Source organism: Streptomyces sp. V4I2 (assembly GCF_030817655.1).
GTDB classification, from domain to species: Bacteria; Actinomycetota; Actinomycetes; order Streptomycetales; family Streptomycetaceae; genus Streptomyces; species Streptomyces plumbiresistens.
The window spans coordinates 1,117,344-1,140,447 of record NZ_JAUSZM010000003.1 but is presented as its reverse complement, the minus strand read 5'-3'; the positions used below and the strand labels follow the sequence as shown (position 1 = coordinate 1,140,447).

The 23,104-nt window shown below is 70.3% G+C and carries 24 protein-coding genes and 1 pseudogene; 14 read left to right on the top strand and 11 right to left on the bottom strand.

Annotated features, from left to right (window positions below; genetic code table 11):
- Window positions 1–88 precede the first annotated feature (88 nt).
- The 3 genes from QFZ76_RS06225 to QFZ76_RS06215 form a co-directional block, all read right to left on the bottom strand.
- Entirely contained in the window at window positions 89–277 is a 189-nt protein-coding gene (locus QFZ76_RS06225; protein WP_307672753.1) for a YbdD/YjiX family protein, read from the bottom strand.
- Window positions 274–2,427, bottom strand: a complete 2,154-nt coding sequence (locus tag QFZ76_RS06220) for a carbon starvation CstA family protein (protein ID WP_373464501.1) — start codon at window positions 2,425–2,427, stop codon at window positions 274–276. The genes QFZ76_RS06225 and QFZ76_RS06220 overlap by 4 nt, the downstream gene beginning before the upstream one ends.
- Window positions 2,428–2,525: 98 nt before the next feature.
- Entirely contained in the window at window positions 2,526–2,747 is a 222-nt protein-coding gene (locus QFZ76_RS06215; RefSeq protein WP_307672751.1) for a DUF3311 domain-containing protein, read from the bottom strand.
- Window positions 2,748–2,913: 166 nt separating this feature from the next.
- Here QFZ76_RS06215 and QFZ76_RS06210 point away from each other — a divergent pair, with 166 nt between their 5' ends.
- The 5 genes from QFZ76_RS06210 (at window position 2,914) to QFZ76_RS06190 (ending at window position 6,939) form a co-directional block, all read left to right on the top strand.
- A complete protein-coding gene (locus QFZ76_RS06210) occupies window positions 2,914–4,476 on the top strand; it encodes a sodium:solute symporter (RefSeq protein WP_307672750.1) in 1,563 nt (520 codons plus the stop codon).
- Window positions 4,473–5,060 (top strand): sigma-70 family RNA polymerase sigma factor, encoded by a 588-nt coding sequence (locus tag QFZ76_RS06205; RefSeq protein WP_373464266.1) that lies wholly within the window; start codon window positions 4,473–4,475, stop codon window positions 5,058–5,060. The genes QFZ76_RS06210 and QFZ76_RS06205 overlap by 4 nt, the downstream gene beginning before the upstream one ends.
- Before the next feature lie 80 nt (window positions 5,061–5,140).
- Window positions 5,141–5,458, top strand: coding sequence for a hypothetical protein (locus QFZ76_RS06200; protein WP_307679939.1), 318 nt, complete (start codon window positions 5,141–5,143; stop codon window positions 5,456–5,458).
- Between the two features lie 91 nt (window positions 5,459–5,549).
- Complete coding sequence (locus tag QFZ76_RS06195) at window positions 5,550–6,110, top strand: isochorismatase family protein (protein WP_307672749.1); 561 nt, start codon at window positions 5,550–5,552, stop codon at window positions 6,108–6,110.
- 133 nt (window positions 6,111–6,243) lie between these two features.
- Window positions 6,244–6,939, top strand: coding sequence for a type 1 glutamine amidotransferase domain-containing protein (locus QFZ76_RS06190; protein WP_307672748.1), 696 nt, complete (start codon window positions 6,244–6,246; stop codon window positions 6,937–6,939).
- 93 nt (window positions 6,940–7,032) lie between these two features.
- Here the strand turns inward: QFZ76_RS06190 and QFZ76_RS06185 are convergent, their stop codons facing one another.
- Entirely contained in the window at window positions 7,033–7,383 is a 351-nt protein-coding gene (locus tag QFZ76_RS06185) for a hypothetical protein (RefSeq protein ID WP_307672747.1), read from the bottom strand.
- Window positions 7,384–7,482: 99 nt separating this feature from the next.
- Window positions 7,483–7,848: a DUF6479 family protein gene (locus QFZ76_RS06180; RefSeq protein WP_307672746.1), complete on the bottom strand. Its 366-nt coding sequence runs from the start codon at window positions 7,846–7,848 to the stop codon at window positions 7,483–7,485.
- Window positions 7,849–7,977: 129 nt separating this feature from the next.
- Here QFZ76_RS06180 and QFZ76_RS06175 point away from each other — a divergent pair, with 129 nt between their 5' ends.
- Entirely contained in the window at window positions 7,978–8,352 is a 375-nt protein-coding gene (locus tag QFZ76_RS06175; protein ID WP_307672745.1) for a ferredoxin, read from the top strand.
- 139 nt (window positions 8,353–8,491) lie between these two features.
- Window positions 8,492–9,670: an acyl-CoA dehydrogenase family protein gene (locus QFZ76_RS06170; RefSeq protein WP_307672744.1), complete on the top strand. Its 1,179-nt coding sequence runs from the start codon at window positions 8,492–8,494 to the stop codon at window positions 9,668–9,670.
- Between the two features lie 68 nt (window positions 9,671–9,738).
- Here the strand turns inward: QFZ76_RS06170 and QFZ76_RS06165 are convergent, their stop codons facing one another.
- Entirely contained in the window at window positions 9,739–10,503 is a 765-nt protein-coding gene (locus QFZ76_RS06165) for an RICIN domain-containing protein (RefSeq protein WP_307672743.1), read from the bottom strand.
- 260 nt (window positions 10,504–10,763) lie between these two features.
- Between QFZ76_RS06165 and QFZ76_RS06160 the strand changes: the two genes are divergently transcribed.
- Complete coding sequence (locus tag QFZ76_RS06160; protein WP_307672742.1) at window positions 10,764–11,999, top strand: MFS transporter; 1,236 nt, start codon at window positions 10,764–10,766, stop codon at window positions 11,997–11,999.
- A 50-nt stretch (window positions 12,000–12,049) separates the two neighbouring features.
- Window positions 12,050–14,209 carry an alpha-galactosidase gene (locus QFZ76_RS06155; RefSeq protein WP_307672741.1) on the top strand — a complete coding sequence of 720 codons (2,160 nt, stop codon included), beginning with the start codon at window positions 12,050–12,052 and terminating at the stop codon, window positions 14,207–14,209.
- Between the two features lie 134 nt (window positions 14,210–14,343).
- Here QFZ76_RS06155 and QFZ76_RS06150 read toward each other — a convergent pair whose 3' ends face one another.
- Window positions 14,344–14,523 carry a hypothetical protein gene (locus QFZ76_RS06150; protein WP_307672740.1) on the bottom strand — a complete coding sequence of 60 codons (180 nt, stop codon included), beginning with the start codon at window positions 14,521–14,523 and terminating at the stop codon, window positions 14,344–14,346.
- Window positions 14,524–14,866: 343 nt separating this feature from the next.
- Entirely contained in the window at window positions 14,867–15,166 is a 300-nt protein-coding gene (locus QFZ76_RS06145; RefSeq protein ID WP_307672739.1) for a DUF1330 domain-containing protein, read from the bottom strand.
- Between the two features lie 137 nt (window positions 15,167–15,303).
- On the opposite strand from QFZ76_RS06145, the gene QFZ76_RS06140 reads away from it, so the two are divergent.
- Entirely contained in the window at window positions 15,304–16,257 is a 954-nt protein-coding gene (locus QFZ76_RS06140) for an AraC family transcriptional regulator (RefSeq protein WP_307672738.1), read from the top strand.
- Window positions 16,258–16,469: 212 nt separating this feature from the next.
- On the opposite strand, the pseudogene QFZ76_RS06135 reads toward QFZ76_RS06140, so the two are convergent.
- The 3 genes and pseudogenes from QFZ76_RS06135 to QFZ76_RS06125 all read right to left on the bottom strand — a co-directional run.
- Window positions 16,470–16,637: pseudogene (locus QFZ76_RS06135) on the bottom strand (transposase); the annotation flags it as partial.
- Between the two features lie 521 nt (window positions 16,638–17,158).
- Window positions 17,159–18,145: an aldo/keto reductase gene (locus QFZ76_RS06130; protein ID WP_307672737.1), complete on the bottom strand. Its 987-nt coding sequence runs from the start codon at window positions 18,143–18,145 to the stop codon at window positions 17,159–17,161.
- Between the two features lie 155 nt (window positions 18,146–18,300).
- Window positions 18,301–19,182 (bottom strand): helix-turn-helix domain-containing protein, encoded by an 882-nt coding sequence (locus tag QFZ76_RS06125; RefSeq protein WP_307672736.1) that lies wholly within the window; start codon window positions 19,180–19,182, stop codon window positions 18,301–18,303.
- A 173-nt stretch (window positions 19,183–19,355) separates the two neighbouring features.
- Between QFZ76_RS06125 and QFZ76_RS06120 the strand changes: the two genes are divergently transcribed.
- From QFZ76_RS06120 to QFZ76_RS06105, 4 genes are all read left to right on the top strand, one after another.
- On the top strand, window positions 19,356–20,372 hold the full coding sequence (locus QFZ76_RS06120; protein WP_307672735.1) for a zinc-dependent alcohol dehydrogenase family protein: 1,017 nt from the start codon (window positions 19,356–19,358) through the stop codon (window positions 20,370–20,372).
- 87 nt (window positions 20,373–20,459) lie between these two features.
- Complete coding sequence (locus QFZ76_RS06115; RefSeq protein ID WP_307672734.1) at window positions 20,460–21,125, top strand: SDR family oxidoreductase; 666 nt, start codon at window positions 20,460–20,462, stop codon at window positions 21,123–21,125.
- 16 nt (window positions 21,126–21,141) lie between these two features.
- A complete protein-coding gene (locus tag QFZ76_RS06110; protein WP_307672733.1) occupies window positions 21,142–21,657 on the top strand; it encodes a cyclophilin-like fold protein in 516 nt (171 codons plus the stop codon).
- 168 nt (window positions 21,658–21,825) lie between these two features.
- Window positions 21,826–23,082, top strand: a complete 1,257-nt coding sequence (locus QFZ76_RS06105; protein WP_307672732.1) for an MFS transporter — start codon at window positions 21,826–21,828, stop codon at window positions 23,080–23,082.
- The last annotated feature ends 22 nt before the right edge of the window (window positions 23,083–23,104 follow it).

Sequence of the window (23,104 nt, the reverse complement as noted above, 5' to 3'; positions counted from 1 at the left end):
ATGCGCTGAGCTGGGCGCGAAGGCGTGTGGGCGGGTGCCGGCCTCACGGCTGACAGATGCACCCGCCCCCCGGTCGGTGACCGGGCCGTCAGCAGCAGCGGCTCTGGGGGTGGTCCTCCCGGTGACGTGCGCGTAGTACCTCGTACTCGCGGCGCGTCGGTACCGGCGCGAGCGGATGGTGGCGTCGGTGTCGGTCGCAGTGGCGGTCGTACCCGGCCTCGCCCGTCAGCTCGCGCAGATACCAGCGCACTGCCCGGACCCACCGCCGGACGTTCATGAGCGGGCTCCTGCGAGCGGTTCGGCGACCTGTTCGGGCGCGTCGAGGCGTGACTCGACGTACGGCGCCTCGGTGGTCGGCAGGGGAGACGGGGACCGCAGGGCGCGTACGCACACCACCGCCGCGTTCACGATCACCACGGCGACCAGCAGCAGGAAGAGGGTGATGAGTACGCCGTCGACCGTGGAGTTGGTGACCACCGTGTGCATGTCGTCGACGGTCTTGGCGGGCGGGAGGATCTGACCGGCGTCGATGGCGTCGGCGTACCGCGCGCGCTGGGTGAAGAAGCCCACCCTGGGGTCGTCGGAGAAGATCTTCTGCCAGCCGGCGGTGAAGGTGACCACGACCACCCAGGCCAGTGGGGTGCCGGTGACCCAGGCGAAGCGCAGCCGTCCGGACTTGACCAGGATCGTGGTGCAGACGGTGAGGGCGATGGCGGCCAGCAACTGGTTGGCGATGCCGAAGAGCGGGAAGAGCTGGTTGATCCCGCCCAGCGGGTCGGTGGCGCCGGTGTAGAGGAAGTAGCCCCAGGCGGCGACGACGAGGGCACTGCACAGCCAGATCCCGGGCTTCCAGTTGACCCGGCCGACGGGCTTCCAGACGTTGCCGAGCATGTCCTGCAGCATGAACCGGCCGACCCGGGTGCCCGCGTCGACCGTGGTCAGGATGAACAGCGCCTCGAACATGATCGCGAAGTGGTACCAGAAAGCCTTCATCGCGGTACCGCCGAAGACGCCGGAGAAGATCTCCGACATGCCGACGGCCAGGGTCGGCGCTCCGCCCGAGCGGGCGATCAGGGTCTGCTCCTCCACCGCCTTGGCCGCCTGGGTCAGCTGGTCGGGGGTGATGGTGAAGCCGAGGCCGGCCACCGCCTGGGACGCGGACTCGGCCGTCGTGCCGAGGAGACCCGCGGGGGCGTTCATCGCGTAGAACAGGCCGGGTTCGAGGGTGGCCGCGGCGATCAGCGCCATGATCGCCACGAACGACTCCATCAGCATGGCGCCGTAGCCGATCATCCGGACCTGGGACTCCTTCTGGATCAGCTTCGGGGTCGTGCCGGAGGCGACCAGGGCGTGGAAGCCGGACAGCGCGCCGCAGGCGATGGTGATGAAGAGGAAGGGGAACAGGGAGCCGGCGAAGACCGGACCGGCGCCCGAGCTCGCGAACTCGCTGACCGCGTCGGCGCGCAGCACCGGGGCGGCTACCACGACGCCGACCGCGAGCAGCGCGATGGTGCCGATCTTCATGAAGGTGGACAGGTAGTCGCGCGGCGCGAGCAGCATCCACACCGGCAGGACCGAGGCGACGAAGCCGTATCCGACCAGGCAGAAGACGAGGGTCGTCGGGCTGAGGGTGAAGGTGTCCGCGAGCGAGGAGTTCTGGATCCAGCCGCCGCCGACGATGGCGAGCAGGAGCAGCGCCACCCCGATGAAGCTGGTCTCGACGACCCGGCCGGGGCGGATGCGGTGCATCCAGAAGCCCATGAACAGGGCGATGGGGATGGTCATGGCGACGGAGAAGGTGCCCCAGGGGGAGTGCGCGAGGGCGTTGACCACGACCAGGGCCAGCACACCCAACAGGATGATCATGATGGCGAAGACCGCGACCAGGGCAGCGGCGCCGCCCGCCCGGCCGATCTCGTCACGGGCCATCTGCCCCAGCGACTTGCCGTCCCGCCGCATCGACAGGAACAGCACCACCATGTCCTGCACGGCCCCCGCGAAGATCACCCCGGCCACGATCCACAGGGTGCCGGGCAGGTACCCCATCTGGGCCGCGAGCACCGGTCCGACCAGCGGACCGGCGCCGGCGATCGCGGCGAAGTGGTGGCCGAGCAGCACCCGGCGGTCGGTCGGCTGGAAGTCGACGCCGTCCTCCAGACGCTCGGCGGGCGTCGCCCGACGATCGTCCGGCTTCAGCACCCGGCGGGCGATGAAGCGCGAGTAGAAGCGGTAGGCGATGGCGTACGAGCCGAGCGCGGCCACCACCAGCCAGACGGCGGAGATCTCCTCACCGCGGGCCAGGGCCAGGACGCCCCAGGCGACGGCGCCCAGCAGCGAGACGGTGCCCCACAGCAGGACCGACCGTGGCGACAGGCGGGACCTTACGGGCGGCGGCTCCTGTGGCGCCGGGAGACCGGATTCGGGCATGACTGACGTAGGCATGGCGGCTCCTCACCTCGGGGGTGATGTCGGGAAAGGAAATGCGTGAAGATCAGCGACCGGGACGTGACTCCCGTTCGCCCGGATCAGGGATCGCGGTGTTCGTGCCTGGTCAGCGCGTACGCCCCGAGCAGGCAGAGACCGCAGCCCGGCACCCAGGCGAGCTGGTACCAGTAGAAGAACGGCGTGCCCGCGAGCGCCGGGCTCGCACCGGCGTACCAGGGAACCCACAGCAGCCCCGCCGCGGGCGCGAGGAGTAGCACGGCTACGGCGACGCGCCGTAGCCGGGGATGACCGGTCCGTGCCATGACCTCTGCTCCTCTCCCGCTCGCTGTGGGTCTGTGCAAGAGTTGCCCACCCGCCGGAAGTGGTTGACAGCGGATTTCCAGAAGATTTCCGCCGGTGTTCCGTCAACCGAACCAGCCGTCTGCGCAACCAACCGGTGAGATCCAGGCACACCAAGGACGGTGACCCATGGCCGACGGCGCCATGACCGCGACGTTCCTCGTCGTGATCGGCGGAGCGTCGCTGCTCGCCGTCACCGCTACCCGGCTGCGTCCCAGCGACCGGCTGCCCTCCCTGGAGGGCTGGGCACTGGCCGACCGGAGTCTGGGCCCGGTGTGGACCTGGTTCCTGCTCGGCGGCACGATCTTCACCGCGTACACCTTCACCGCCGTTCCAGGACTGGCGTACGGCAACGGCGCGCCCGCCTTCTTCGCGGTGCCGTACACGGTGATCGTCTGCCCGCTCGCCTTCGTGCTGCTGAGCCGCCTGTGGACCGTGGCCCGCCGGCACGGCTACATCACCGCGGCCGACTTCGTGCGCGGCCGCTACGGCTCGCCGCCCCTGGCCCTGGTGGTCGCGCTGACCGGGATCCTCGCGACGATGCCCTATCTGGCACTGCAACTGCTCGGCATACGCGCGGTGTTGACAGCCGGGGAGGTGTATCCGCGCGGCGCGGGCGGGGACCTGGTGATGGTGGCCCTCTTCGCGGGGCTCGCGGTGGCGACCTATCGGCACGGGCTGCGTGCGCCCACCGTCATCTCCGCGCTCAAGGCGGTGGCCGTGTTCGTCTCCCTCACCGCCGTGTGCTGGCTGGTCCTCGCCCGGCTCGGTGGCCCCGGCCCCGTCTTCGACGGCGCCGCCCGGCGGCTCGGTGGAACGGACGCGGCCCACTCCGCGCTGCTGCTTTCCCCAGCCCAGCAGCCGGCCTACGCAACGCTCGCCTTCGGCTCCGCGCTGGCCCTGCTGATGTACCCGCACGTCCTCACCGCCGGTTTCGCCGCCGACGGCCCGCGCACCCTGCGCAAGGTCTCCGTGGCGCTGCCCGCCTGGACGGCGCTGCTCGCGCTCTTCGGCTTCCTCGGCGTCGCCGCCCTCGCGGTGGGCGTACGGGCGCCGGAGGGCGGCGCCGAGGCCGCCGTACCGATGCTGGTCGACCGGCTGATGCCGGGGCCGTTGGCCGGGCTGGTGTTCGCCGCGATCACCGTGGGGGCGCTGGTCCCGGCCGCCGTGATGTCCATCGCCGCGGCCACCAGCTTCGTCCGGAACGTGTACGTCGAGTACGTCCACCCCACCGCCACGCCGAAGCGGCAGGTGCGCATCGCCAAGGCGGTGTCGCTGACCGCGAAGGTGGGCGCGGTCGCGTTCGTGTTCGGGCTGCGCGACCAGGACGCGATCAATCTCCAACTGCTCGGCGGGGTCTGGATCCTGCAGATCTTCCCTGCCATGGCCGTGGGACTGTTCACCGGCCGGCTGCATCCACGGGCGCTGCTGGCCGGCTGGGCCGTTGGCATGGCGGCCGGAACCGTCCTGGTGGTGCGGGAGGGCTTCTCGTCCGTCGTACCGGTCGGCTTCGGCGGCCCCGCCGTGGAGATCTACGCCGGGCTCGTCGCCCTCCTGCTCAATCTGACCGTCGCCGTGGCCGCGACCCTGGCCCTGGAACGACTCGGCGTCCCGCGCGGCACCGACCTCACCGACCTACCGACCCGCCTGACCGTCAGGCGGCGCCCCGAGACGGGAGCGAACAACCCGTGAGACGCAGACAGAACATCCCCCTCACGCTGCCGCCCGTGCCGCCGCCCGCCACTCCGGCCGATTCGCTCATACCCGCGGCGAGCGACCCGGCCGACCTGGAGCGGGAGGCCGCCCTTGCCCGCCTGTTCGAGCTGAACTACGCCTCCATGCTGCGGCTGGCCGTGCTGCTCGGCGCGGACGACCCGGAGAACGTGGTGGCCGAGGCGTACTACCAGATCTACCGCAAGTGGCGGCGGCTGCGGGACACCAAGGCGGCGGAGGCGTACCTGCGCTCCACCGTCTGCAACCTGACCCGGATGCGCATACGGCACCTGCAAGTGGCCCGCAGACATGTGGAGAACCCGCCGGAGGAGGTCGTCGCCTCCGCCGAGAGCACCGCCCTCCTGCACGACGACCAGCGTGTGCTGATCGACGCACTGCAGCAGTTGCCGGCCCGGCAGCGCGAGGCGCTCGTGCTGCGGCACTGGCTCGGGCTGAAGGAGAGCGAGATCGCCGCCGCGATGGGCATCTCCTGCGGCTCGGTCAAGACACACACCGCGCGCGGCATCGCCGCGCTGAGCCAGGCGATGGAGGCTCGGCGATGAACGACACCGGTCGGGGGCGCACCGGGAACGAACGCACCGGGAACGAACGCACGGAGAAGGACGGCACGGAGAGGCACCGCATGGAACCTGAGGGCGGCCGGGCGCCGGAAGGCGCGGCGGACGTGGGCCGGACGGAACGGGAGCTGCGCGAGGCTCTGGAGACGCTGGCCGGCGGAGTACAGGCCGCGCCGGACGCCTACCGCACGGCTCGTGGCGAGTGGCTGCGCCGCGAACGCCGCCGCCGACTCGTCCTGGCCGTCCTGATCGCTGTTGTCTTCACCCTGGCCACGCTGATCGGCCTGTGGGTTCTCAACCAGGCCCCCGCCGACCCCGGCGTCATCTTCTCCGGCGCCGGGCAGGCGGTTGTCCTGGGAGGGGTGGCCGCCGGGCCGGGATGAGGGCGTGCGGCGGAGTGCGTGCCGGGCCGGTTGTCAGTGGGTGGGTCTACTCTGCTTGGACATCGAAGCCCATGCGGAGCAGGGGGAGCCCATGACCACACTCGACAACCGTCCGAACACGGCACTCGTCGTCGTGGACGTGCAGAAGGGCGTCGTCGAGACGGCTCACGAGCGCGATGCGGTCGTCGCGAACGTCGGCAGTCTCGTCGAGAAGGCGCGGCTGGACCGGATCCCCGTCGTCTGGGTCCAGCACTCCGACGAGCAGTTGGTGAAGGGGAGCGACGACTGGCGCATCGTCCCCGAGCTGACTCCGGGCATCGCCGAGCCGCTCGTCGAGAAGAACTACGCCGACTCGTTCGAGGACACCGTGCTGGAGACCGTGCTGTCGGGTCTTGGAGTCGGGCGACTCGTCGTCGTCGGCGCATCGACCGATGTGTGCATCCGCTCGACGCTCCACGGTGCGCTCGTCAGGGGGTACGACGCGATCCTGGTAAGCGACGCCCACACGACGGACGACCAGACGGCATGGGGAGCGCCGCCGCCGGACCAGGTCATCGCGCACACCAACCTGTACTGGACCTACCAGACCGCGCCGGGACGCACGGCCGGTACCGTCGGGACCAAGGACGTCGACTTCGGCGGTACGGCCTGAAGCGTCCGATCCGGGTGGCGGCAGCACGCGTGGGTGGTGATGATTCAGCCAGGAGAGCCGACACAACACCGTCTGTCACGGCAGCATCAAGCACCCCACCGGTCCGAGACGGACCGTGCCCCAGGAGATGACGATGGCGAAGATCCTTTTCGTGATGACCGGCGCCGACCAGTGGACCCTGGCCGACGGCAGCACCCACCCCACAGGCTTCTGGGCCGAGGAGGCCGTCGCCCCGTACGAGGCTTTCAAGGCGGCCGGACACGAGGTCACCGTGGCCACCCCCGGCGGTGTGGTCCCGCCCGTCGACGAGGGCAGCCTCAGCTCCGACGCCAACGGCGGACCGGAGCAGGCCGCAAGGATCCGCGCCGTCGTGGAGACGGCCCCCGAGTTCGAGGCCCCCATCGCACTGACCGACGTACGGCTCGACGACTACGCAGCGGTGTACGTCCCCGGCGGCCACGGCCCCATGGAGGACCTGGCCGTGAACGCCGACGCCGGCAGCATCCTCACCCGGGCGCTGGGCAGCGGCATGCCGGTCGGCGTGGTCTGCCACGGCCCGGCCGCGCTGCTCGCCGCGGTCAAGGAGGACGGCACCAACGCCTACGTCGGCTACCGCATCACCGCGTTCACCAACACCGAGGAGCAGCTCGCGGGCAACGCCGAGCGCGCCAAGTGGCTGCTCCAGGACCGCCTGACGCAGGCGGGCATCAAGGTCGAGGTCGGCGAGCCGTGGACGCCGCACGTCGAGGTCGACCGCACTGTCGTCACCGGCCAGAACCCGGCCTCCTCCGCCCCGCTCGCCGCCGAACTGCTCAAGAAGCTCGCCTGAATCCGCCGCGGCCAGGGCCCGGGCGCCTGCCCGGGCCCTTCTCCCTCTCCACAGCACCGCGCACGGGTGCCCGCGCGCCGGTGCCGGAAACCGTCAGGTCCGATCACCCTTCGGCTTGCCCCGCTGGTCCGGTGTGCCGTGTGGCGGCGGGCTGAAGGGCTCCGGCGAGGTCGCGGGCGACACCCGGGAGCCGCCGGCGTGCGCGACCTGTTCGGGGCGCAGGGCGCCCGGGTCGCCGGACGTCGGCTCGGCGCCCGCCTCCAGCTGCTCCAGGCGGGCCGTCAGCACTTCGGTCACCGGGACGCGGTCGGCGTGCGTCCGCTCGTATGCCAGCAACTCCTCGACGTCCTGTGCGCTCAGCGACCGTACGCGGCTCTCCAGGCCGCCGATCGGCAGCTGGTCGTAGTCGGGCAGCGGCAGGCTGTCGCGGCCGGAGTCGGCCATGGGTCTCACTTCCCTCTGTGCGATGTTGTGCGATGGCCTCCACGAGTCGTGAGAGGCCTTGTGAACGCGGTGCTACGACCGGCCGGGCGCCGTCCGGTGTCAGCGCCCGCCCGCCCCGCCACTCCCGAAGGAACCGCTGCTGCCCTCGTCCCAGCGGGGCCGGTCCGTCGACGAGCTGGTGCGGGTTCCGGCGTTGCCGTGCTTGGGGAGCTGGTGCGGGGTGAGACGGTGGTCGCTCCGCGGCACCTCGTCGGGCTCCCGGCTCTCCCGGACCTCGCGGACCGGACCGTCCTCCGGCAGCCTCGGCTGCTCCTCCGGCGTCGGCGTCGGGGGCTCCCGGCGCTTGACGCGGACACCGAGAGCGAAGGCGCCGATCAGCACCGCCACGACCACCACGCCCGCCACGATCAGGCCGACGCCGAGAGCGCCCCGGCCTGCGGCGATGTCCATCCATGAGGTATTCATGGCACGCGAGTACCCCTGGCACCGTGAGCGAACCGGGCGCCCCACAGGGCAGAGGGCGGGCCTCGGAAACCGGCCGGAACCCTTGGAAACACCGGGTTTGGGCCGGTCGGGGGCGGCTACCCGCTCGGTGTGACATCGACGACATCCCAGCAGGAGCTCTTCCGGTTCCTGGAGGACAGGTTCGCCTGCGCCCAGGCATGCACGGAGTGTGCGCGGGCGTGTGCCCTGCGCGCCAGCCTCGTGGATCCGGACGGCACCGAGGTACAGGAACTCGTACGACGCAAGGGCATCATGTGTGCGGAGGTCTGCGACGCGACCTGCCGGGTGCTCTCCGAACAGAACTGCCTGGACGAGGAGAGCATCCGCGTCCAGCTGGAGTGGTGCCGGTCCGTGTGCCTGGAGTGCGCACACGTCTTCGACCGGTACGCGGGCGCCGAGGACAGCGCGAAGGCGTGCCGGGAGTGCGCGCAGGCCTGCACGGACTTCATCGCCACCCTGGTCTGAGGGCCTTCGGTCCAAGGGTCCGGCGGCCGGGCGTCCGGGGGCCGCCCGCGCATGCCCGCCCGCGCATGCCCATTCCCAATTTCTGGAACACGTTCTACCGTGTGCGCCGTCAGGACCGGTCCGGGAGCCTGGAGGCGCCGTGCATCTCGATCACACGCCCGAGCAGCAGCGACTGCGCACCGAACTGCGCGTCTACTTCGCCGAGTTGGTGCCGGACAACGCGCACGCCCGCTTCACCGACCGAGCCGCCCAGAAGCGCTTCTACCGAACCACCATCCGCCGGCTCGGTGGCGACGGCTGGCTCGGCGTGGGCTGGCCGAAGGAGTACGGCGGCCGCGGCCTGACCGCGATGGAGCAGTTCATCTTCTTCGACGAGGCCGCCCAGGCCGGCGTCCCGCTGCCGCTCATGGCCCTGAACACCGTCGGCCCCACGATCATGCGGTACGGCACGGAGGAGCAGAAGGCGTACTTCCTTCCGAAGATCCTCTCCGGCGAGATCGACTTCGCGATCGGCTACAGCGAGCCCGACGCCGGCACCGACCTGGCCTCCCTGAAGACGCGTGCTGTCCGGGAGGGCGACGAGTACGTGGTCAACGGCCACAAGATCTGGACCACCAACGGCGACACCGCCGACTGGGTCTGGCTCGCGGTCCGCACCGACCCCGACGCCCCGCCGCACAAGGGCATCACCATGCTCCTCATGCCGACCACCGACCCCGGCTACTCGTGCACCGTGATCAACACCCTGGCCTCGCACGACACCACGGCCAGCTACTACGAGAACGTCCGCGTGCCCGTCTCCCACCGGGTCGGCGAGGAGAACCAGGGCTGGCGCCTGATCACCAACCAGCTCAACCACGAACGCGTCACCCTCGCCGCACACGGCACCATGGCGATCCGCGCCCTGCACGACGTCCAGCGCTGGGCCATGGAGACCAAGCTCGCCGACGGCCGCCGCGTCGTCGACCTGCCCTGGGTACGCCGCCTCCTCGCCCGCACCCACACCCGGCTCGACGCCCTCAAGCTCCTCAACTGGCGGATGGTGGGCGCCGTCGAGGACGGCACCCTCACCCCGCAGGACGCCTCCGCGGTCAAGGTGTACGGCTCCGAGGCCCGCCGGGACGCGTACGCCTGGCTGATGGAGATCGTCGGCGCCGCGGGCGCACTGAAGGAGGGCTCGGCGGGCGCGGTGCTCCACGGCGAACTGGAACGCGGCTACCGCTCGGCGGTCATCTTCACCTTCGGCGGCGGCAACAACGAGATCCAGCGGGAGATCATCTCGTGGATCGGTCTGGGGATGCCGAGGGTACGGCGTTAGCCGACTTGTGACGAGGATTTATAGTTGGCACAAAAGAGGGATAGTTGGCATCAAGATCACCGTCATTCTCAGAGGTGACGGCGCATCACTTCGATGCACCTGGCTCGGGCCGCGTTCGATCGGTACCGGGAGTACGGGATTCCGAGGTTCATGCCGCTGTCTGTGTCGATCGGTGGCTGCTGCCAGGCGAGGCTCATCTGCGCGCAGGCTTCCGCTCGCGCCGTGGCCACGAGGGTTGCGTAGGGGCCTGCGACGGTTGTGGCCTCGATCTGGAGCCATGCCTGGTGGAAGGCCATTCGTGCCAGCAAACTGCTGACCTCGTCGGTGAGTTGTTGTCGTACTGCGGACGAGGATTCGGGGCGGCGCCGTATGCGGTACGGCATCTCCAAGTACTCCTCGACCTCCGTCAGCGCTTCGGCGAAGGTCTTGCCGCCGTCGCAGGTCCACTGATCGGCCGTCGCACCGTCGGCGGTGGAGTCACCGGGGATTTCCAGGCATTTCCCGCTGTTGACGTTGACCAGCCGGTAGTCGGATCCGACGGGGACGGGCACCCACTGCTGGTTGGTTCCGGAGTTGCAGTTCCCTGAGTTCACGGCCGCACCGTCGCTGGTGCTCGCGTACCAGACGTCGGCGCACTTGCCACTGTTGCGGTTCGGGAGGTGGTTGTTCGTGGAGCCCACCCCGCCTGGCCATCCGGCTTGCGTAGGCCCGTCGTCCTCGTTGCGGAAGGTCTCCGCCGAGCCGACATCGATGAGCGTCGGAGCCGGCCCGGCGAGATCCTCCGCCGCGCCGACCGCATGGGCCGGGGCGGCGTACGGCGTCAGGGCGGGCACGCGCGCCCTGACGCCCCGGTGTGGGGCCCATCGCCGCCACGAGAGGCCGCGACGCTGCCCGGCTACGCCCCTGGCGGGACGCCACTCCTGACGCTCTCCCAGTAACTGTTGGACGGATAAATTCGCATACGCGGACTCTTTGCATCCGTCAAGGGAGAATTTCCTCCCCCTCACAGAACGGATATCCGGTGCGAGGCTGTGCGGCGTCAGCACTCCTCGCGGCCAGTCGCGGTTCGCTCCGGAAAGAGAACACCACTCAGATGCCACCCCTGACCGACGACCGATCCGCCAAGCTGCCTTTCGTCGTCCTGGTGCTGGCAGCCGGGATCTTTCTGATGGGCACCACCGAGTTCGTCATCGCGGGCCTGCTGCCCGAGATCTCGGACGATCTGGGCGTCAGTGTGTCCCACGCGGGGCTGCTGATCACGGCCTTCGCGGCAGGCATGATCGTCGGCGCACCGGCGATGGCGATCGCGACGCTGCGCCTGCCGCGGCGGTTCACGCTGGTCCTCGCGCTCACCGTCTTCGCGCTCGGCCACGTGGTCGCCGCGCTCAGTCCGTCCTTCGCGGTCGTGCTCGCGGCTCGCGTGGTGACCGCACTGGCCACAGGTACCTTCTGGTGCGTCGCCGCAGTGGTGGCGACAACCGCGGCAGGACCGGCAATGACGTCCCGGGCCCTGGGCATGCTGCTCGGGGGCATGACCGTGGCCAACATCGCCGGCGTACCGCTGGGCTCGTGGCTGGGGCAGGTATCCAACTGGCGGGGGCCGTTCTGGGTGCTGGCCGCCCTGTCGGCCGCCGCGGCGGCGGTCATCGGCCGGTACATCCCCGACGAGGAGCAGCGCGAAGCGCGTTCTGTCCGGGCTGAGTTCGCCGCGCTGCGCCAGGGCCGGGTCTGGCTGGCGCTGAGTGCCATCGCGTTGCTCATGGGAGGTGTCCTGGCGACCTACACCTACATCTCGCCCCTGCTCACCGAGCGGGCCCAGATCCCCGCCGCGGCTGTGCCCCTGGTCCTGACCGGCTACGGTGCGGGCGCCCTGCTGGGCACCACGGTCGGCGGGCGCCTGGGTGACCGTCGGCCGCTCGCCACCCTCATCACGGCCGCCGCCGCGACCAGCCTGATCCTGCTCCTGCTGGTGTTCTTCTCCACGAGCCCCGTGGGGACCGTCGTCCTGGTGACGGTCATGGGGGTGACCGCGTTCGCCGCCTCCCCGGTGCTCGGCGCGCTGGTCAGGCGCTTCGCCGGTTCCGCGCCCACGCTCGCCTCCGCGCTGGCCAGTTCGTCGTCCAACGTGGGCGTCGCCGTCGGCTCCTGGGCGGCAGGCATCGCCCTGGCCTCACCACTGCGACAGGCCGGGCCACCGCTGGTCGGCACGGTGACGGCCGCCCTGACCCTCGTACCGCTGACCGCGCTCGCGCTGATGCGCGCCCCCCGATCTGACGACCACGCAGCCGCCAGCGACCCTTCACCCCGTGGTCGAGCCCGGGTGGGGTGACGAAGCCACACCCACAGATCCCCGTAGTGAGACTGCCGAGAGGGGCCACCGTGACCACTCCGACCGAAGCCGCAGCCGAGGGCATCATTCATCTCCGCGCAGCAGGTGTGAGCCTGGTACTCGACCTGCGGGGCAACGGTCTGCCCGCCGTTCTGCACTGGGGCGCCGACCTCGGTGACCTCAGCCGCCAGGACCTGCACCGGTTGGCCGAGGCCGTCACCATGCCGCCGATCGCGGGATTCCCCGACGCCGTACCGCGTGCCGCACTGCTGCCCGAACACGGCACCGGCTGGCCCGGACAGCCCGGACTCACGGGACACCGTCAGGGAGCCGACTGGTCACCCCTGTTCACCCGCGACTCACTGGAACTGGAAACCACAGCACAATCCGTGAAGGTGCGGGCCACCGACGCCGCAGCCAGGCTCAGCCTGGTACTGGAAGCCGGACTCACCACGTCCGGACTCGTGCGCATGCGAGCCGCCGTACGCAACGACGACCCGAACCGCAACTACACCCTCAACGGCCTGCTGCTCGCCCTGCCGGTACCCGACTCCGCCACCGAGCTGCTCGACCTCACCGGCCGCTGGTGCCGCGAACGCGCCCCGCAGCGCCGGCCCTTCACCCACGGCACCTGGCTGCGCGAGACTCGCAGTGGGCGCACCGGCCACGACGCTCCTCTTGTCCTGGCGGCCGGCACACCCGGCTTCGGCTTCGGCACCGGCGAGGTATGGGGCCTGCACCTGGCCTGGAGCGGCAACCACCGCGTACTGGCCGAGCGCCTTCCCACCGGCCGTCCGGTCATCGCTGCCGGCGAACTGCTGCTGCCGGGCGAGGTCATCCTCGGCCCGGGCGAGGAGTACAGCGGCCCGTGGCTGTACGCCTCCCACAGCGGCCAGGGGCTCGACGGCCTCTCCGCCCGCTTCCACGAGCACCTCCGCTCCCGACCCGGCCACCCCAACCGCCCTCGCCCGGTGGTGCTCAACACCTGGGAGGCCGTCTACTTCGACCACGATCTCGACCGGCTCACCCACCTGGCCGACCGCGGCGCCGAGGTCGGCGTGGAGCGTTTCGTCCTGGACGACGGCTGGTTCCGCCACCGTCGCGACGACCGGGCCGGACTCGGCGACTGGTACGTCGACGAGACCGTCTGGCCGACGGGACTTCATCCGCTCATCGACCACGTTCGCGGCCTCGGCATGGAGTTCGGCCTGTGGATCGAGCCGGAAATGGTCAACCCCGACTCCGACCTGGCCCGGGCCCACCCCGAATGGATCCTGGCCACCGGTGGCCGCACCCCCGCCGACCGCCGTTTCCAGCAGGTCCTGGACCTCACCCACCCCGAGGCGTACGCCCACATCCTGCAGCGGCTCGACGCCCTGCTCAGCGAGTACGACATCGCCTACCTCAAGTGGGACCACAACCGCGAACTGGTCGACGCCGGCCACGCACCGGGCGGCGAGCCCGCCGTGCACGCCCAGACCCTCGCCGTCTACGCCCTGCTGGACGAACTGCGCCGACGCCACCCCGGCCTGGAGATCGAGTCCTGCGCAAGCGGCGGCGGACGCGTCGACCTCGCGATCCTGGAGCGCACCGACCGCGTCTGGGCCAGCGACTGCAACGACGCCCTGGAACGCCAGTCGATCAATCGCTGGACCCAGCTGCTCCTGCCGCCCGAACTCATCGGCTCGCACGTCGGCGCCGCCCGTTCTCACACCACCGGTCGCACCCACGACCTGGCCTTCCGGGCGGGCACCGCGCTCTTCGGTCACCTCGGCATCGAATGGGACCTCACCCGCACAACCGAGACCGAACGCACCGAACTGGCCGGATGGATCACCCTGTACAAACAGCTGCGCGGGCTGCTGCACACCGGACGCGTCGTACGCATCGACCACCCCGACCCGGCCCTGTGGGCACACGGCGTCATCTCCCACGACCGCACGGAAGCCATCTTCGCCCTCACCGCCATGGCCACCCCGATCTCCGCCCAGCCCGGCACGCTACGACTGCGCGGCCTCGATCCCAACGCCACTTACCGCCTGCGCCCGCTGCCGCCCGCCGACCAGGCACCCGGCATGGAACGCGGCACCCCCGCATGGTGCACCAAGGGCGGCATCACCCTGCCCGGCACAGTCCTGGAACACGTCGGCATCCAGATCCCCAACCTCCACCCGGAACAACTGCTTCTGCTGCGGCTGGCGAAAGCCTGACCCCGCCGCCCTCGGTCTCCGCCGGCTCTGCACTGCGGGCCTCGCGAAGTGGGAAGCCGGCCCCGGCACCCTGGAAATCGCGCCGGGACCGGCGGCCGCGCTGACGGCTCCCTTTGTCCCGCGTTGCTCGTAGGTCAGTCGGGTGTCTCGGCCGAGTCGGCCGGCTCGGAATCGTTGGCCGGTGTGGACCGCTCGATGTCGTTGCCGGTCGCGGCCCAGCTGGCCAGCAGGTTCAGGGCGTCCTGCGTGGGTGGTTCGGCGGTGATGTCCGTTCCACCCAGATCCGGGCCACCTGTCCTCCGGTCGTTCGACATGCGCTGTCGCTCCGGACGACCTCGGCGGCGTGGTCCTGCTCAGCGAAACACCGCAGGGGCTCGCAGCTCTTGATCAGCGGCCGAGTCCGGCTGAAGGCCGTACCCGGCGTCTCTGGGCCTCTGGACCTCTCGACGGTTCGTCCGACCTGCCAACAACGTAGGACTGGCTGAACTACTCGTCCGGCAGCGTCGACCCACTGACCACTCGGCCCCGGGCCCTCACCAGGCACTGGACCATCTCCATCCGCAGCTGTACCACGGAGCTCTCCGACTGCGTCCGCCGACAGGCCGCGGCGGAGCATCCGCCGGGACGCGACCGTGCAAACGGCCCTGCACGACCTTGTCAGGACTCGGGGAGGCTCTGCAGCGCAGCGATCCCGGCGACCGTCGAGGACTTGCGGCGCAGCTCCTTCAGCGGCTGGTACTCCTCCGAGTCCCAGAACTCCTGCACCGCGGCCTCGGACGGGAACTCGAGGACGACCAGGATCGAGGGCTTCCAGTCTCCCTCCAAGGCAACAGCGTCGCCGGCGGCCAGGACCCTTCGGGCGCCGGCCCGTTCCATGAGCGGAACTATGCCGGCGACGTATTGCTGGAACCCGGCGGGGTCTGTGACGTCGATGTCGATGACGATGAATGCGGGCATGGTCGATATCCGATCGTGTCGTGTCCGGGACTTACTGGTCACGACGGTATGGCGTCCTGACCGCTCCTCCCTATACGCCTGAGGACCGGAACCATACGTCATCGTCCCAGGGAAGCCTGGATCGCTAGAGTCATCCCATGGACGTCGTCAGTGATGTGATCGCCTCGATGAGGGTCGGCCAGGCCATGTTCGCCCAGACCCGGCGTGATGGTGAGTGGGGCAACCGGTTCGGCCCCTATTCGGGCGCGGGCTTTCACATCGTGCTGCGAGGAAGTTGCTGGTTCCTTGCTCCCAGTGGCCCCGCGAAGCTACTGACCGCAGGAGACGTCGCCTTCCTGCCGCACGGAACCATGCACGGCCTGAGCAGTGCCCCGGATCAGGTGGCGGATCTTCTGCCACCTCACCCAGCCCCGGACGGGGGCGAAGCGCTCCCGGACGCAGCTGCGGAACCCGGACAGCGCTCGGGCGGGGTGGCCCTGCTGTGCGGCATGTACCAACTGGACGAGGGACAGGCACATCCCCTCCTGCAGGCACTGCCCGAAGCGATTCACATTCCCGCCGGCCCCGGCAGGCACCCGGCGCTACGTGCCTCCGTCGACCTGCTCGGCGCGGACCTGAAGGACGCAGGCCCCGGAGCGGACGCCGCCTTGCCGGCTCTGCTGGATCTGCTGCTGGTGTACATCCTTCGCGCATGGCTGGAAGAGGAGACCTCCCGCAGCCAGTCCGCCGGCTGGAGTGCCGCCCTGGCCGATCCGCCGGTCGCCGCAGCCCTCAACCACATCCACCGCCACACCGCGCACCCCTGGACGGTGGAGGAACTCGCCCGTCGTGTCGGCATGTCGAGGACCGCCTTCGCGAGGCGGTTCACGCGCCTTGTGGGGCAGCCTCCGATGGCCTATCTGACGTGGTGGCGACTGAGCACGGCGGCACGAATTCTGCGTGCCGGCGACGATTCCCTGGGCGTCGTGGCCCGACGGGTCGGGTACACCTCCGAATTCGCCTTCGCCAACGCCTTCAAGCGCGCCTTCGGGGTGGCCCCCGGCCGCTTCCGACAGGCGCGGCGCACGCCACGGCTACCCGAGACAGGCTGACTCCCACCCGCACGGCCGGAAGACTTCGAGCGGTGCAACCGGTCACCCCTGCCCGGCTGTCGCGCCCCGTTCCGACGTCGCGCCACCTTGGCCGAGCACCCTGGAGAGTGTCTCCTGAACGGTGGCCCTGACCCGTGCGGGATCGTCGAGGTCAGGCCGACGGCGAGCTCGTCCCTCAGCATCAGGAGGATGTCGGCGGCCCGCTCCGCGTGGTGCGGTTCGTCCCACACGCCGGCCTCGTTCCATGCGGCCAGGCGCCGCCAGCACGTCATGCCCGAGCCGAAGCCCAACTCCTGCGGCAGGCACTCCCACTGGATGCCCGTACGCGGCACGAACAAGATCCCGCACAGCGCCTGCCGGTCCGGGACCCGCGGGCGGCCCTCGACCAACTTCACCCAGCCCGGGTCCACGGCGTTGCTCAGCACGTCGGGGCGCAGGCGGGTTACGGCAGCAGCGAGGGTCGTGACGAACAGCTTGCTGGTGAAGATCCACTCGCCGGGGCAGGGCCCGCCAGGCGCCGCGAACATGGGCTCGATCGGAGGGGTCAGCGCCGCCGCACTGACACATGTACGCGGCGCCCTCGCCGTCGGCGCGCAGGGCAGCGTTTTCGAGGGTGAACTGTCGGATGAACTCCTCGGGCAAGGCGGGGGTGCGGCCCAGGGCGACGAAGGACTTCCCCTACCCTCACAGAGGGCTCAACCACACGTCGTCGCGACCGTACGTGCCTGCCGCAGACGGGCACGTGGGTTCGGAGCCGCGTCAGCGTGGGACGCCAAGACCTCCTGGAGGTCGGTGGGAGGCCGTCAGACGGCTCCACCCTGACTCCCGGAGGTCCTCACCCGTCACGGTTATGTCGTCTCGTGACTCCGAGTTCGACCAACGTCCCCAGCATGCGATCATCTCACTTGCCGACGAGGCGCATGTGCTGGTCGCTGTAGCGGTCGCCGTGCACGCCGATGCGGGCCGCCGTGGCGTCGAGGTCGGCCATGTCGTCGGCGGACAGAGCGACCTGGGTGGAGCCGGCGTTCTCCTCAAGGCGTTCGATCCGGCGGGTGCCGGGTATCGGGGCGATCCACGGGTGCTGGGCGAGGAGCCAGGCCAGGGCTATCTGTCCGGGGGTGGCGTTCCTGGCGCGGGCGAGCGTGGCGACGTGGTCGACCAGGGCCCGGTTGGAGGCGAGGTTGTCCTCGTTGAACCGCGGAATGGTGGTGCGGATGTCGCCTTCGGTGAACGCGGTCGTGGTGTCGACGGTGCCGGTGAGGAAGCCCTTGCCGAGCGGGCTGAACGGCACGAATCCGATGCCGAGTTCGGCGAGCGTGGGCAGCACCTCGGACTCGGGGTCGCGGGTCCACAGGGAGTACTCGCTCTGCACGGCGGCCACAGGGTGGACGGCGTGGGCCCTGCGGATCGTCGCCGCGGCGGCTTCGGACAGGCCGAAGTGGCGTACCTTGCCCGCCTGTACGAGTTCTGCGACCGCGCCCGCGACGTCCTCGACGGGGACGTCGGGGTCGACCCGGTGCTGGTAGAAGAGGTCGATCGTGTCCGTGCGCAGCCGGCGCAGCGAGGCGTCGGCGACCTTCTTGATCTGTTCCGGCCGGCTGTCGAGCCCGACCGGCGTGCCGTCCTCGATGCGCCAGCCGAACTTCGTGGCGATGACGACCTGGTCGCGCACCGGGGCGAGCGCCTCGCCCACGAGTTCTTCGTTGACGTAGGGGCCGTACACCTCGGCGGTGTCGAAGAAGGTGATGCCGCGGTCGACGGCGGCACGGAGCACACCAATCATGTCCTGCCGGTCTCCGGGGTTTGGGCCATAGCTCTGGGACATGCCCATGCAGCCCAGGCCGAGCGCCGAGACCTCGAGGCCCTGGCCGAGTGTGCGGGTGTGCATCGTGGTGCTCTTTGCGCGGTGGCGGGTGAGGGTGAATGAAAGCCCGGCTCAGGCGCGGGAAGCGCCCGTTCATGGCGCGAGAGTCAGAGTGGCTGAGGGGCACGGTGAACGCCTTCGGCCGTCTGTCGCCGGAGTCGTGGAAGCGGCCGACGGGGTCAGGTGAGTGGTGACGACGCGGGCAGGTGCTGGTCGGCGGCCCAGGAGGCGAGGATGCGCAGTCGTTCGTGGGTGGGGGAGCCGGGGGCGGCGGTCCAGACAGTGAGGTTCTGGTCGGGGTCGGTGTTGGCGGTGAGGGTGTCCCAGTCCAGGACGAGTTCGCCGACGACGGGATGGTTGAGGGTCTTCGTGCCCACGGTGCGGGCGGCGACGTGGTGTTCGCCCCACCATCGGGCGAACTGCTTGTCGCGCATGGACAGTTCGCCGACCAGCTCGATCAGGCGGGGGTCCTCGGGGTACTTCGCGGCCTCCATGCGCAGTTGGGCCACGGCGATGTGCGCGGAGGTCTTCCAGTCGGCGTACAGGGTGCGCATGGCGGGGTCGGTGAAGATGATCCGGGGATAATTGCGGTGCTTTTCCGGGAGGTGGGAGAAGTCGGTGACCAGGGCGGCGGCCAGTGCGTTCCAGGCGAGGATGTCCCCGCGCCGGCCCTGCACGATGGCTGGGGTGGCGGTCAGGTCGTCCAGGACCCGTTGCAGTTGCGGCTGGACCTTCTGCCGGCTGCGGCGCCTGGTGCGGGTGCTGGTTTTGCCGGCGAGCTGGAAGAGGTAGCCGCGCTCGTCGTCGTCCAGGTGGAGGACCCGGGCGAGGACGTCGAGTACCGGGGCCGATGCCTGCATGCGGCCTTGTTCGAGTCGGGTGTAGTAGTCGGTGCTGATGCTGGCGAGCTGGGCGACCTCCTCGCGGCGCAGCCCGTCCACCCGGCGAGGCCGGTCGCTCTCGGGCAGCCCGACCGTGCGCGGACTCAGTTCCGAGCGGCGCTTCTTGAGGAATTCTCCCAGCTCATTGAGGGGGACGTTGGCGGTCATGCTTCCCAGCATGACACCGATTCCACTCGGGAAAGGGGGGACAATTTACTCCCAGGATGTTCTCCTCCCAGGATAGATTTCTCCGCTTTTCGCGCCAGCCCTCGCGTGTGAGGCTCCATATCTAGCAGCCGCTTTCATGACCACCGGCTGCCCGCACACCGACCCTCACACCGAAGGAAGACCCCATGCGCGGAGCAGTCATCTACGCCCCCGGCGACGTACGCTTCGAAACCCTCGACGACCCGAAGATCATCAACCCGACCGACGCGGTGATCCGTACGGTCGCCACCTGTGTGTGCGGCTCGGACCTGTGGCCCTACCGCGGCGCGGAACCGATCGGCGACCCGCACCCGATGGGGCACGAGTACGTCGGCGTCGTCGAGGAGGTGGGCAGCGAGGTCGCCAACGTCAGGCCGGGCCAGTTCGTGGTCGGCTCCTTCGCCACCTCCGACAACACCTGCGCCAACTGCCTGGGCGGCTGGCAGTCCTCCTGCCTGCACCGTGAGTTCATGAGCACCTGCCAGGCCGACTACGTGCGCATCCCCAACGCCCACGGCACCCTCGTCGCCACCGACGAGCACCCAGATGCCGAGGCGGTGCCCAGCCTGCTCGCCGTCTCCGACGTGATGGGCACCGGCTGGTACGCCGCTCTCGCCGCCGAGGTGAAGCCCGGCTCGACGGCCGTCGTGGTCGGCGACGGAGCGGTCGGCCTGTGCGGCGTCATCGCCGCGAAGGAACTCGGCGCCGAGCGGATCATCGCCATGTCACGGCACGAGTCCCGGCAGAAGCTCGCCCTGGAGTTCGGCGCGACCGATATCGTCAGCGAACGCGGCGACGAAGGCATCGCCCGCGTCAAGGACCTCACCGGCGGTATCGGCGCCGACTCCGTGCTGGAGTGCGTCGGCACCGCCGAGTCCATGCGCCAGGCCCTGCACTCCACCCGGCCCGGCGGCAACGTCGGCTTCGTCGGCGTGCCGCACGACGTGGCCGTCGACGGCCAGGAGCTGTTCTTCTCGCACGTCGGTCTGCGCGGCGGCCCCGCCCCCGTGCGCCGCTACCTGCCCGACCTGATCGACCGGGTCCTTTCCGGCCGGATCAACCCGGGCAAGGTCTTCGACCTCACCCTGCCCCTCGACCAGGTCGCCGAGGGCTACCAGGCGATGGACGAGCGCCGCGCCATCAAGGCCCTCCTCAAGCCCTGAGCGCAGACGCGTCCACACCCGGGGCCGCACCGACGCGGTGCGGCCCCAGGACCGGCGACCCACCCCCCGCTCGCACAAGGACTGACCATGACGACCTTCGCCCTCATCGGTGCCGGACCCGGTCTCGGACTTGCCACCGCCCGCCGCTTCGGAGCCGCAGGCCACACCGTCGCCCTCATCGCCCGCGACGCGGAGAAGCTGGACGGCCTGACCGCCGAACTGGCCCGTGACGACGTCCAGGCGCGCGGCTACACGGCCGATGTCCTCGACATCGAGTCCCTGACCTCGGCCCTGTACGCAGCCGCGGCCGACCTGGGCACCGTCGAGATTCTCCAGTACAGCCCCGTGCCCCGCGCCGACTTCATGAAGCCGGTCCTCGACACGAGCGCCGACGACCTGGACGCGCCCCTGTCCTTCTCCGTCAAGGGCCCGGTCACCGCCGTGAACGCCGTCCTGCCCGGCATGCGCGAACTCGGCCGCGGCACCGTGCTGTTCGTCAACGGCTCCAGCGCCGTACGTCCCAACCCGAAGGTCGCCGGCACCTCGGTCGCCTTCGCCGCCGAGAGCGCCTACGCCCGCATGCTGCACGATGCGCTCGCCCCGGAGAACATCCACGCGGCGCAGCTGATCATCCCGGGAGCCATCCGGCCCGACGCCGAGCACAACAGCCCCGACGTCCTGGCCCAGCGCCTGCTCGACATCCACCAGCGGCGGGACGGCTTCCGCCACTACGCCGAGCCCCTGCCTGACTAATCCCCTGGACGAACTCGTGAACCCGGCACCCCTGCGCACCCTCGCCCGCGTGGTCATGGCCACCGCCCTGCTGCTGGCTGCGACCGCCTGCACCAACGACTCCCCATCCTCCTCATCGAAGCCCCCGTTGCCGCAGGCTTCGACAGCCCCGGCCATCACCTCACCGTCCGCTAGGACTACCGCCATGAACATCCGGCTCACCATCAACGGCCACCGCATCGACGCCACCCTGAACGACAGCCCCACCGCCCGCGACTTCGCCGCCCAGCTCCCTCTCACCCTGTCTGTGAGCGACTTCAACCAAGCCGAGAAGACCGCCGATCTGCCCCGGAAGCTGTCCACCACCGGCGCACCGGAAGGCGCCGACCCTCAGGTCGGTGATCTCGCCTACTACGCGCCCTGGAACCATCTCGCCACCTACTACCGCGACGCCCCGTACGCGACCGGCCTGGTCATCCTCGGGCACATGGCCGACGGCGGCGCCGAGCAGCTCGCCACCGCCGACGAGATCACCATCGAAGCCGCGCCCTGACCCGCGCCACCGTTCGTCCCTGCACGAAGGGGGGAGGAGATCCTCCCCTTTTCGGCCGGTGCGCTCCGTGGAACCGTGAAAGACGTGGCCGCGCCGTCCACTGTCCGCCGCGACGGCTTCAGCCGCCACCATGATCCGCCGAATTCCACGCAAAGAGAGACCACACCTATGCCTTCCGCGTCCGGGACCACCCCCGGCAAGCTCCCCTTCGTCGTCTGGGTGCTCGCCGCCGGCACATTCCTGATGGGGACCACCGAGTTCGTCGTCGCCGGCCTCCTGCCGGAACTGGCCGGTGACCTCGGAGTCAGCGTCTCCCACGCCGGCCTGCTGATCACCGCCTTCGCCATCGGCATGATCATCGGCTCGCCGACCATGGCCCTGGCGACCCTGCGTCTTCCCCAGCGACGGACGCTGATCCTGGCCTTGTCCGTGTTCTGCCTCGGACACCTCGTCGCCGCCCTGAGTACCTCCTTCACGATCGTCCTCGCCGCCCGCGTCGTCACAGCCCTGGCCACCGGCGCGTTCTGGTCCGTCGGTTTCGTCGTCGCCACCACCGCCGCGGGCCCGCACAACGCCACCCGCGCCACGGGTGTCATGATCGGCGGTCTGACCCTGGCCAACGTCGTCGGCGTGCCGATCGGGTCCTTCGCCGGCCAGTTCACCGGCTGGCGCGGCCCCTTCTGGGCCCTGGCCGTCCTCTCCGGGCTCGCCGCCGTGTTCATCGGCCGCTTCATCCCGGCACAGGAGCAGCGCGTCGAGGTGTCCATCAGGGCAGAGGTCCGGGCGCTGCGGCAGGGCCGGCTGTGGCTGGCGCTCGGTGCCGCGATGCTGATCATGGGCGGTGTGCTGGCGACGTACACGTATGTCGCCCCACTGCTGACGGACCGCGCCGGCATCCCCGAAGGCGCGGTGCCGCTCGTCCTCATCGCCTTCGGCGTGGGCGCCCTGGGGGGCACCACCACAGGCGGCCGCCTGGGTGACCGACGTCCGATGGTCACCACCATCACCGCCGCGGCGGCCACCGCTCTGGTTCTGCTCCTGATGATCCCGCTGTCCACCAACCCGGTGACAGTCACCGTCCTCGTCTTCCTCATGGGCCTGACCGGCTTCACGGTCAACCCGGTCGTCACCGCCCTCGCCATGCGCTTCGCGGGCGACGCACCTACCCTCACCTCGGCGCTGACCACCTCCGCCTTCAACGTCGGCGTCGCCGCCGGATCGGCGATCGCCGGTACGGCCCTGGACTCCTCCCTCGGCCTGACCGGCCCGCCCCTGGTCGGCACCGTCATCGCCGCCCTCACCCTCCTCCCGCTGATCGTCCTCGCCGTCCACGGCGCCTCCCACAAGGGGCGGATCGTGGCCCAGAGCAGCGCTCCCACTCACGAGCGGCGCGACGAACCCGCGCAGGTGCCCTCCCAGCACTGACCCAAGCCCCGATCCGCGTCCT